Source organism: Escherichia albertii, from assembly GCF_028622335.1.
Lineage (GTDB): Bacteria > Pseudomonadota > Gammaproteobacteria > Enterobacterales > Enterobacteriaceae > Escherichia > Escherichia albertii.
Window position 1 is genome coordinate 1,074,241 of record NZ_CP117568.1, and the last position, 10,907, is coordinate 1,085,147.

Below are 10,907 nucleotides of genomic sequence, written 5' to 3' on the forward strand. Positions count from 1 at the left end.
AACTATCAGAGTTACAAACGAGTACCTAGATCAAATAAGTCCCAATAAATATTGACCATACTGGTTTTTTGATAATGGCTGAGCTAACTTTTTAAGTCGCTCAGCATCAATAAATCCTTTACGGTAAGCAATCTCTTCCGGGCAGGAAACTTTCAGCCCCTGACGCTCTTCGATCGTTGCGATGAAGTTACTTGCTTCAATAAGACTTTGGTGTGTACCTGTGTCTAACCATGCATAACCACGTCCCATCATAGCAACAGACAATCTGCCCTGTTCCATATAGATACGGTTAATATCGGTAATCTCCAGTTCACCACGAGCAGAAGGCTTAAGGTTTTTCGCTATTTCTACAACGTCGTTGTCATAGAAATAAAGTCCTGTTACAGCAAAGTTGCTTTTTGGTTGTAATGGTTTTTCTTCCAGGCTAATTGCCGTTCCGTTTTTATCAAACTCCACGACACCATAGCGCTCAGGATCATTAACGTGATAAGCAAATACCGTTGCGCCGCTTTCTTTATTAACAGCTGCGTCCATTAACTTCGGCAGGTCATGACCGTAGAAAATGTTATCACCCAAAACCAAAGCACAATCATCACAGCCAATAAACTCTTCACCGATGATAAATGCCTGCGCAAGGCCATCTGGGCTCGGTTGCACTTTGTACTGAAGATTCAGGCCCCACTGACTTCCATCACCCAGCAGTTGTTGAAAACGAGGAGTATCCTGTGGCGTACTGATAATCAGAATATCGCGAATACCCGCCAACATCAGAGTAGAAAGCGGGTAATAAATCATCGGTTTATCATAAATCGGTAACAACTGCTTACTGACAGCCATAGTCACAGGATAAAGACGAGTTCCAGAACCACCCGCTAAAATAATACCTTTACGCGTTTTCATTTCATCATTCCTTTTAATTCATCTTGCTCCACCATCATGAGCAAAATGCAAAAATTATTAAATTACTGTTGTTGTAAATAGTTCATTGAGCATTCGTTTCGCCCCCACCTGCCAATCTGGCAAGACCAGTTCAAAGTTCTGCTGAAACTTTTCTGTGTTAAGGCGAGAATTGAGAGGACGGCGAGCTGGTGTGGGATAGGCTGTTGTTGACACAGCATTGAGTTTGTTAAGAGCAAGGTTAATCCCGGCTTTACGCGCCTCTTCAAAAACCAATGCGGCATAGTCGTACCAGGTTGTGGTGCCGCTGGCAACCAGATGGTACAAACCAGCAACCTCGGGCTTGTTCTGCGCCACGCGAATGGTGTGTGCAGTGCAGTCAGCCAGCAACTCAGCACCAGTTGGTGCGCCAAACTGATCGTTAATAACCGCTAATTCTTCACGCTCTTTTGCCAGACGCAACATCGTTTTGGCGAAGTTATTTCCTTTACCTGCATAAACCCAACTGGTACGGAAAATAAGGTGCTTCGCGCAATGTTCCTGTAATGCCTTTTCTCCGGCTAACTTGGTTTCACCGTAAACATTCAGAGGCGCTGTTGCATCCGTTTCCAGCCATGGCGTATCGCCATTTCCAGGGAAGACGTAATCAGTGGAGTAATGAATAACCCAGGCTCCAACTTTATTTGCCGCTTTTGCAATCGCTTCGACACTTGTCGCGTTAAGCAATTGTGCAAACTCTGGTTCTGACTCAGCTTTATCTACTGCGGTATGGGCTGCTGCATTAACAATAACATCAGGCCGAATTTTTCTGACGGTTTCGGCCACACCTTCGGGATTGCTGAAATCACCGCAATACTCTGTGGAGTGAATATCAAGAGCAATCAAGTTCCCCAGAGGGGCCAGGGAGCGCTGTAGCTCCCAGCCTACCTGCCCTGTTTTACCAAAAAGAAGGATATTCATTACTGGCGGCCCTCATAATTCTGTTTAATCCATGACTGATAGGCACCACTTTTCACATTTTCCACCCATTTTGTATTGGTCAGGTACCATTCCACCGTTTTACGAATCCCGCTTTCAAATGTTTCCTGCGGTTTCCAGCCTAATTCGCGGCTAATTTTATCAGCATCAATAGCATAACGACGGTCATGCCCCGGACGATCGGCAACATAGGTAATTTGCTCACGATAAGATTTCTCTTTCGGCATAATTTCATCCAGCAAATCACAAATAGTGAGAACTACATCGATGTTTTTCTTTTCGTTATGACCACCGATGTTATAGGTTTCACCGATTTTACCTTCGGTGACGACGGTGTATAGCGCACGTGCATGGTCTTCCACATACAGCCAGTCACGAATTTGATCTCCTTTGCCATAAATGGGTAATGCTTTACCCTCCAGAGCATTGAGAATGACCAGCGGAATTAATTTTTCCGGGAAATGGTAAGGACCATAGTTATTCGAGCAATTGGTAATAATAGTCGGAAGACCATAAGTACGTTTCCACGCACGAACTAAATGATCGCTGGATGCTTTTGATGCGGAATAAGGACTGCTTGGCGCATAGGCTGTCGTCTCAGTAAATAGCGGTAATTCTTCATCACTATTTACTTCATCTGGATGAGGTAAGTCGCCATACACTTCGTCAGTAGAAATATGGTGAAAGCGGAAGCGGCTTTTCTTTTCATCATCCAATACAGACCAGTAATTACGAGCGGCTTCTAAAAGAATATAGGTACCCACAATATTGGTTTCAATAAATGCAGCCGGGCCAGTTATTGAACGATCAACGTGGCTCTCAGCCGCGAGGTGCATCACTGCATCTGGCTGATGCTGAACAAAAATACGAGTCATTGCGGCAGCATCGCAAATATCCGCATGTTCAAAAGTATAACGTTCAGAATCAGAAACATCAGCGAGTGATTCCAGGTTTCCGGCGTATGTTAATTTATCGACATTAACAACACTATCCTGCGTATTATTTATAATGTGACGAACCACAGCAGAACCAATAAATCCTGCACCACCAGTAACAAGTATCTTCACTTTTTTATTCCAAATTACGTTCAGAGCTCACTGTGGAATAAGCAGCTCTTCGTTTGATTAACAGAAGTATTAACGCACGCTACCGCCCCTGGCTTAACAGCTACCAGAGCACTGCATGCATACCGACGATGTGGCGAGCGTTACCCACTCGCGTTAACCTAAAAAATTCAAACGCTAATTGTCTTACCAATCCGCTCTGGAAACAAGGAAAATCCTGGAAAACTTTGACTAAAATCTTATTGCTAACTCATTGTTATTATAGTGTTTTATAAAGAAACAACGGCAGGAACATTCGTTGCAATTTACTTTCGCCACGAATCTTCACTGCCGTTATGATTTTCTTATTGACCGTTACACCCGGTAAGATTTTTTTATTCGCTTAACAGCTGCTCAATCCCTTTGCGGAACTTCGCTCCTTCTTTCAGGTTGCGTAAGCCATACTTCACAAATGCCTGCATGTAGCCCATTTTCTTACCGCAATCGTAGCTATCACCCGTCATTAACATTGCATCAACGGACTGTTTTTTCGCCAGTTCAGCAATTGCGTCAGTTAGCTGAATACGCCCCCATGCTCCGGGTTGAGTCCGCTCCAGTTCAGGCCAAATGTCCGCAGAAAGCACATAGCGACCAACCGCCATAATGTCTGAGTCCAGCGTCTGTGGCTGATCGGGTTTTTCGATAAATTCAACAATGCGACTGACTTTGCCTTCACGATCCAGCGGCTCTTTAGTCTGGATGACGGAGTATTCAGAAAGGTCACCCGGCATACGTTTTGCCAGAACCTGGCTACGACCCGTTTCGTTGAATCGCGCAATCATGGCGGCAAGGTTGTAACGCAGCGGATCGGCGCTGGCGTCATCAATAACGACATCAGGCAGTACCACGACAAACGGATTGTCGCCAATGGCGGGTCTGGCGCACAAAATGGAGTGGCCCAAACCTAAAGGTTCGCCCTGACGCACGTTCATAATGGTAACGCCCGGTGGGCAGATGGACTGAACCTCTGCCAGCAACTGGCGTTTTACGCGCAGTTCAAGGAGAGATTCTAGTTCATAAGAAGTGTCGAAGTGGTTTTCGACTGCGTTCTTGGACGCATGAGTCACCAGGAGGATTTCTTTGATCCCTGCAGCCACAATTTCGTCAACAATGTACTGAATCATGGGTTTGTCGACGATCGGTAGCATCTCTTTGGGTATCGCCTTAGTGGCAGGCAACATATGCATCCCAAGTCCCGCTACAGGAATAACTGCTTTTAAATTCGTCATTATTTCATCCACCTGTAAAATGGTTGCTGAATTATAGCTCGTTCGATTTTTTTCGCCAGCATCAATTATCCTGAACTGAATACTGATTTACTGCCGATGCTACGCCGTTTCGTTCAGAATTGCAGTTGCGATCTTTTTAAGTATGGTTCCATTTTTCCAGGAATGGTCGCAAATCTCCTCCCCTCTTCTGGCTGTCGAAAGTTAATCTTTTCCACATTAATAATACGGTGATTACCTCTGTCGATATCGACGGAGCTTTGTTCTTTTCATTCACAGCATGAACATTTTCCAGCAACGAGCGTGTTTCGGCCTTTGCCATAAACCAGTCACAGACGTCTTCGCGCAGGGCTAATCTCATGGTCAATACTGACGAGCGACGAATACAAATATATTATTGATATTTAATAAAAAACAAGTCAAAACCTGTCGTATTGTTCCAACAAAGCACACTTCATTTCAATGCGGGTCAGCACGATCAAAGAGGGATTTCCTGCGAAGATTTAGATTCTGCGTAATTCCCAGACACGGTTAGCATTATCAAGATGAATATTACCTGCTCCAAAGTTTTGCAGTATGGAGAGGTATTTGCTTTTAATCGCTCTGTAGCCGATTAACATCTCCACATTTTTCATCACATCAATATTATCAACCACGAAATTATCACCATTGCAAATACAAGCCTTTGTATTATCAATCCCCATTTTCCTACTGGGATCTGGCGTGATATTGCAAATGGTGGAATGCCAGTCATCCTCAACATGGAGTAGCGGTCAGCAGCCAGATTTGTGATATTCGTCACAACAACGTTTTATCCTGCCAGAATGTATCCCGTTATCCATTCCGCAAGAAACGCTGGGTGGTGATTAAGGTATTTGAATATTTACTCTCCCAGTAATGCAGGAGGCAGTGTTACAACTAATGGATTATCAGGTAAAATGATTAGCGATTTTCAGGAATTATATGAAGCGTATTTCACGACGCTTTTTAGTACATTCTTTAGGCTGCCGACTTTTAATACAACATCTCCCCACACGACATTTGTTAACCAGATTTATAATTTTCTCACGTACAACAAATGATGGATATTGTGCCGATAAGCTCCAGGATAATGTCGGATAAATGGTGCTGTAACATTGCATTTTGGCCCTGATTTATCCATGATCGAAGGGTGACATTTATCATTACTCATCATAATTCAAGTTGCAGGTGCTGCGGTTGTGTTCGTTTTCCCCGGTCACTGACTTCAATAAGCCTCAGGGAATTCACTCTCTTACCGCCTTCCTGCCACTCGAATTATTTAGAGTAACCAACGAATAGGTATTGTAATTACTATGGAATGGATTGCCGATCCGTCTATCTGGGCTGGGTTAATCACGCTGATTGTGCTCGAACTGGTCCTCGGCATTGATAACCTGGTTTTTATTGCCATCCTCGCAGAAAAACTCCCGCCGAAACAGCGCGACCGCGCACGAGTAACCGGGTTACTGCTGGCGATGTTAATGCGCCTGTTATTGCTGGCGTCAATTTCCTGGCTGGTCACCCTGACCCAGCCACTGTTTAGTTTCCGCTCGTTTACCTTTAGCGCCCGCGACTTGATTATGCTGTTCGGTGGTTTCTTCCTGCTGTTCAAAGCCACTATGGAACTAAACGAACGGCTGGAGGGAAAAGACAGCAATAACCCCACTCAGCGACGCGGTGCGAAATTCTGGGGGGTGGTAACGCAGATAGTGGTGCTGGACGCCATTTTCTCACTCGATTCGGTGATTACCGCTGTCGGAATGGTCGATCATTTATTGGTAATGATGGCTGCCGTTGTTATCGCCATCAGCCTGATGCTGATGGCAAGCAAACCGTTAACGCAATTTGTTAACAGCCATCCGACCATCGTTATTCTCTGCCTGAGCTTCCTGTTGATGATCGGCTTTAGCCTGGTGGCGGAAGGTTTCGGTTTCGTCATTCCAAAAGGTTATCTGTATGCCGCAATTGGTTTCTCGGTGATGATCGAAGCACTCAACCAGTTAGCTATCTTTAACCGACGCCGTTTTCTCTCTGCTAACCAGACCCTGCGCCAGCGAACCACTGAAGCGGTGATGCGTCTGTTAAGCGGGCAAAAAGAGGATGCGGAACTGGATGCCGAAACCGCCTCAATGCTGGTAGATCATGACAACCAGCAAATTTTTAATCCGCAGGAACGGCGGATGATCGAGCGCGTGCTCAATCTGAATCAGCGTACCGTCAGCAGCATTATGACGTCGCGCCACGATATTGAGCATATTGACCTCAAAGCGCCGGAAAAAGAGATCCGCGAGTTGCTGGAGCGGAACCAGCACACACGCCTGGTGGTTACAGACGGTGACGACGCGGAAGATCTGCTGGGTGTTGTTCACGTTATCGACCTGCTGCAACAGTCGCTGCGCGGCGAACCGCTCAACCTGCGGGTACTGATTCGCCAGCCGCTGGTGTTCCCGGAAACATTACCGTTATTGCCTGCCCTGGAGCAGTTCCGTAATGCCCGTACCCACTTTGCTTTTGTGGTGGATGAGTTTGGTTCGGTGGAGGGGATTGTGACACTCAGTGACGTCACCGAGACCATCGCCGGGAACTTACCGAACGAAGCAGAAGAAATTGACGCGCGGCATGATATTCAGAAAAACGCGGACGGTTCCTGGACCGTGAATGGTCATATGCCGCTGGAAGATCTGGTGCAATATGTACCGCTGCCGTTGGATGAAAAACGGGAATATCACACTATTGCCGGGCTATTGATGGAGTATTTACAGCGTATTCCGCAACCAGGCGAAGAAGTTCAGGTGGGGGATTATTTGCTCAAAACATTGCAGGTTGAAAGTCATCGCGTGCAGAAGGTGCAGATTATTCCGCTGCGCAAGGATGGCGAGATGGAGTACGAGGTGTGATGGTATCGGTCATATTACCCGATGCTGCGTAACGCCTTATAACTTCAGCAATGAAGCACTGTCTGTGGTAAACGGACATCACAGCGGGGTGTTGGTCCGGCTGTAAATCGCCGAATCGTTTCCTGTAGGTCGGGGCAGCCCACATGGATGTGGCTGAGGGCGCGTTTTACAGGGACGTTACCTCGCGCCCGTACCCAATAGCCGAAAGGAATAAGATGAGGGGACCGCGCCAGCGGCGATTTACCGCCGGGAGCCCGGGTTGCCAGGGTGGTGGCGATTGAGCCCCCCTGGCACGTTCACCGGCTTGAGCGTTCCATAGTAGCGAGGAACATAAAGTGAACGGAACAGCCTTCGATCTTACATATTCAAAATATAATGGTGCCGCCACGAACGCCTGATGCAACGCTTTTCGCGTCTTATCAGGCCTACAGGACAGGCCACCTGGAAACTTACAGCTTTTCCAGCAACTTCTTCACATCTTTGCCATTGCGCGAATCTTTATTCCGTTCAGCCCAATCATTCAGGCGGCGTTTGGCCTCATCCTGTAAGTGTTTGCGCAACAGCTGATCCACTTGCAGACTGTAGTTAAGTTGCTGCCATTTGCCGTATACCCGCAGTGGAACCGGCGTGGCTTTCAGGAAATCAATCAGCTTACTTTCGCCATTCCAGCCGCCAATGACGCGAATATCAAACTGGGTATCGCAAGTCTGCTCTGTCAGATTCAACGTTCCCGCCCCTGTCAGCGCCAGCATTGGCGATTGGCCCTGCATGTCGTTTAACGTCACAATGCCGTTATTAAGCGTCAGATCGGTAGTAAAACGCTCAAGGCGTGTCACGTTATCGAAGTTTTCAGCCGCTTTCACATCACCGCCGTTGCGTTCTACCGCCTGCTGGATCATCTGCTGGAAGTTCATCCCTTCCATGCGTGTATCGGCCATTTCAATATGCGCCTGCCCTTGCCACTTATGGCGGAACGCTTCGGCATCAATGTCTGCGCCAGAGAAATCACCCGCCAGCGACATTTTTCCGGTCAGCGGAATAGGATAGTTGAACGCCTTCAGGATAGTGCCAATCTCAACGTTTTCCAGTCGCGGCTGAAAGGTTATTTGCGGATTCGCAGACGTCGCATCCAGTGTTCCCGGCAACGAAACGAATCCACCGTTGAGTTTGCCTTGTAGTTGGGTAATTTCCAGCAAGCCCGATTTGTTGGTCATTTGCGTGGCGACATTGGCAAAATTCATCCCACGCCAACGCACGTTATCGGCCTGCAACAAAATATCTGCGCTAAACCCTTTTAACCCCTGATAAGGCGGTTCATGAATGCGCGAAGAAATGACCGGACGCGGCAACATTGACTGATTTTGCCCTTGCTGAACAGCGCCATTGTTATTGTTCGCAGTATCATTAAGCGCAATGAGGTTATCAAGATTCAACTGCGGAAATTGCAGTTTTAGCTGCCATTCCGGTTGCTCTGTCAGAGTCACCTGTGCTTGCCCACCAAACGTACTGTCGTTGGCGGTCAAATTAATCTGATTAAACGACAGGCGCTTAGAGGCTTCCAGCCATTGCGCCTGGAAACTTCCCTGCCCCTGAATGCCCTGTTTCGGTAAGTCCGCACCCTGCACTTGCCAGGTGATTTGCTCCACTACCGCCGTTAAATCATGCGGATAATCAGAAGCATCCACCGTACCTTTAAGCGACAGGCTAAGATCGCGCTGATCGCGATTAACGCGCCCGGAGAACTCAAACGAACCACGATGTTGTGGATCCTGCTCCATTTGCAGATGGATATTACGAATCGTAACCTGTTCGTCATCCTCATGCTGGAACACCAGTACGCTGTCGGCAACCTTCAGGCTGGAAATATCAAACGACCAACCGCGATCTTCAGACAGATCCGGCAAAGTATTGTCCCGCGGCGCAATGGGCGCGTTTTCATCGCGCACCTCTTTCGTCTGCGGCGTCAGTTGGATCACCGCCCCTTTCAGCATGACCTGCTGAACGTTCAGTTGATGACTCAGCAGCGGCATAAGCGCCACATCAAGGCGCATATTATCAGCACGAACCAGCGGCTGGCTGGCGCCAGGGGCAGTGAGGGACATTCGCCCAGAGAGGATACTCAGTTGCGGCCAGACGTGCCAACGCAGCGGCCCGTCCAACTGCAATTGATAACCGCTACGTGCAGCGACCTGCTTCACCATATAGTCGCGGAAATCATTCGGATTCACCAGCAACACCAGCGCAGATAACCCGGCAACCAGTACGACCAGGAGTATCATCAGCGTCGTCAGAAATCGTCTCATGGTATCCTCAGTGGACCTGAATTAGTCTTTGTCGATTCGGCTGGCGACCGCGCCCTGCTGGTTGCGATATTTCGCATCTTCACGGCGGTTGTAAGGACGCGCAGCCGGGCCGGAAAGCGGCTCAAAGCTCAGCGCGCCAATTAACATGCCAGGGCGTAGCGCCAGCGGCAATTTACCGGAGTTATAAAACTCCAGCACAATGCAGCCAGACCAGCCGGGATCGATACGGTGCGCTGTCACGTGAACCATTAGTCCCAGACGCGCCAGTGAAGAACGCCCGTCCAGCCAGCCAACCAGATCGGCTGGCAATGTTACCGACTCCAGCGTAACCGCCAATGCCAGTTCACCTGGATGCAGGAAAAATGCCTCATCCTCATTAAGCACGATTTCATCGCTCATCACGCGATCAAGCGCAGCGCTCACTTCGTCCTTTGGACCGCTCAGATCAATAAATGCCGCCGTATGGCCACGGAAGGTACGAAATTTATTGCCCAACCGGACATCCACCGTTGCGCCATTAATACGCTCCACAGGTGGACGTGGGTTGATCGACAAACGGCCTTCATCAAGCCAGGCTTCAATATCTCGGTCACACAGACGCATGGCATTTTCTCCTTTCGCGCATCACGCCCTCAACGCCAGTTACGTCAAGGGCGTACCAGGTTATCACTGAACGGTACATAATTCACAAAACTTATTCAAAGAACTGACTAATTTTCGCTTTCAATATATCGATGGCGATACGGTTTTTACCACCGCGCGGTACGATAATGTCCGCATATTGTTTGGAAGGTTCAATGAATTGCAGGAACATCGGACGCACGGTTTTTTGATATTGCGCCATTACGGAATCCATCGAACGACCGCGCTCGTTAACATCACGTTTAATACGACGCATCAGGCAGATATCCAGCGGCGTATCAACAAAAATTGAGAAGTTCAGTTCGTCACGCAAACGCGCATCCGTCAGCAACAAAATGCCTTCGAGAATAATGACTTTCTTCGGTTCAACCGTCACCGTTTCTTTCATACGCGTATGTTCAACGTAGCTGTAAACCGGCAAGTCAATAGCCGAGCCGCGTTTCAGCGCCTGCAAATGCTCAAGCAGCAGGCTGTGATCCATCGCGCTGGGATGGTCGTAGTTAGTCTTAACACGTTCTTCCATCGACAGATGGCTTTGATCTTTGTAATAACAGTCTTCGGGAATTACGCCGATGTGTTCATCGCCCACTTGTTCACGTAATTCACGATAAAGGGTACTGGCAATAAGACTCTTGCCGGAAGCCGATGCGCCAGCGATACCGATAATGACGCACTGATGAGACTGATCAGTCATATATTTAGCGACCTGATTAACCTGGATGTTAGGAAGGGGGCGCCTAAGCGCCAAACGCGGCAATTATAGGGATTTCATCCGCGTGATACCAGTCGAATAGCGCTGACGCCATTTTCCCCCAATTGCTGGCAATCCATTCCCTGACG

General features: G+C 48.0%; 9 protein-coding genes. 1 reads left to right on the top strand and 8 read right to left on the bottom strand.

Going from position 1 to position 10,907, the window contains the following annotated elements; genetic code table 11:
- Window positions 1–30: 30 nt before the first annotated feature.
- The 5 genes from rfbA to PS053_RS05375 all read right to left on the bottom strand — a co-directional run bounded on the left by rfbA (window position 31) and on the right by PS053_RS05375 (window position 4,908).
- Window positions 31–900 carry a glucose-1-phosphate thymidylyltransferase RfbA gene (gene rfbA / locus PS053_RS05355; RefSeq protein WP_256879446.1) on the bottom strand — a complete coding sequence of 290 codons (870 nt, stop codon included), beginning with the start codon at window positions 898–900 and terminating at the stop codon, window positions 31–33.
- A gap of 57 nt (window positions 901–957) precedes the next feature.
- A complete protein-coding gene (rfbD, locus tag PS053_RS05360) occupies window positions 958–1,857 on the bottom strand; it encodes a dTDP-4-dehydrorhamnose reductase (protein WP_256879447.1) in 900 nt (299 codons plus the stop codon).
- Complete coding sequence (gene rfbB / locus PS053_RS05365) at window positions 1,857–2,942, bottom strand: dTDP-glucose 4,6-dehydratase (protein ID WP_256879448.1); 1,086 nt, start codon at window positions 2,940–2,942, stop codon at window positions 1,857–1,859. The genes rfbD and rfbB overlap by 1 nt, the downstream gene beginning before the upstream one ends.
- 371 nt (window positions 2,943–3,313) lie before the next feature.
- Complete coding sequence (gene galF / locus PS053_RS05370) at window positions 3,314–4,207, bottom strand: UTP--glucose-1-phosphate uridylyltransferase GalF (protein ID WP_149534751.1); 894 nt, start codon at window positions 4,205–4,207, stop codon at window positions 3,314–3,316.
- Window positions 4,208–4,707: 500 nt separating this feature from the next.
- Window positions 4,708–4,908 (bottom strand): hypothetical protein, encoded by a 201-nt coding sequence (locus PS053_RS05375; RefSeq protein ID WP_059242139.1) that lies wholly within the window; start codon window positions 4,906–4,908, stop codon window positions 4,708–4,710.
- Between the two features lie 630 nt (window positions 4,909–5,538).
- Between PS053_RS05375 and PS053_RS05380 the strand changes: the two genes are divergently transcribed.
- Window positions 5,539–7,122: a TerC family protein gene (locus tag PS053_RS05380; RefSeq protein WP_059239626.1), complete on the top strand. Its 1,584-nt coding sequence runs from the start codon at window positions 5,539–5,541 to the stop codon at window positions 7,120–7,122.
- Window positions 7,123–7,571: 449 nt separating this feature from the next.
- On the opposite strand, the gene asmA is transcribed toward PS053_RS05380, so the two are convergent.
- The 3 genes from asmA to udk form a co-directional block, all read right to left on the bottom strand.
- Window positions 7,572–9,425, bottom strand: a complete 1,854-nt coding sequence (asmA, locus tag PS053_RS05385; RefSeq protein ID WP_256879449.1) for an outer membrane assembly protein AsmA — start codon at window positions 9,423–9,425, stop codon at window positions 7,572–7,574.
- A 21-nt stretch (window positions 9,426–9,446) separates the two neighbouring features.
- Entirely contained in the window at window positions 9,447–10,028 is a 582-nt protein-coding gene (gene dcd, locus PS053_RS05390) for a dCTP deaminase (RefSeq protein WP_001234780.1), read from the bottom strand.
- 91 nt (window positions 10,029–10,119) lie between these two features.
- Entirely contained in the window at window positions 10,120–10,761 is a 642-nt protein-coding gene (udk, locus tag PS053_RS05395) for a uridine kinase (protein WP_001295424.1), read from the bottom strand.
- Between the last annotated feature and the right edge of the window lie 146 nt (window positions 10,762–10,907).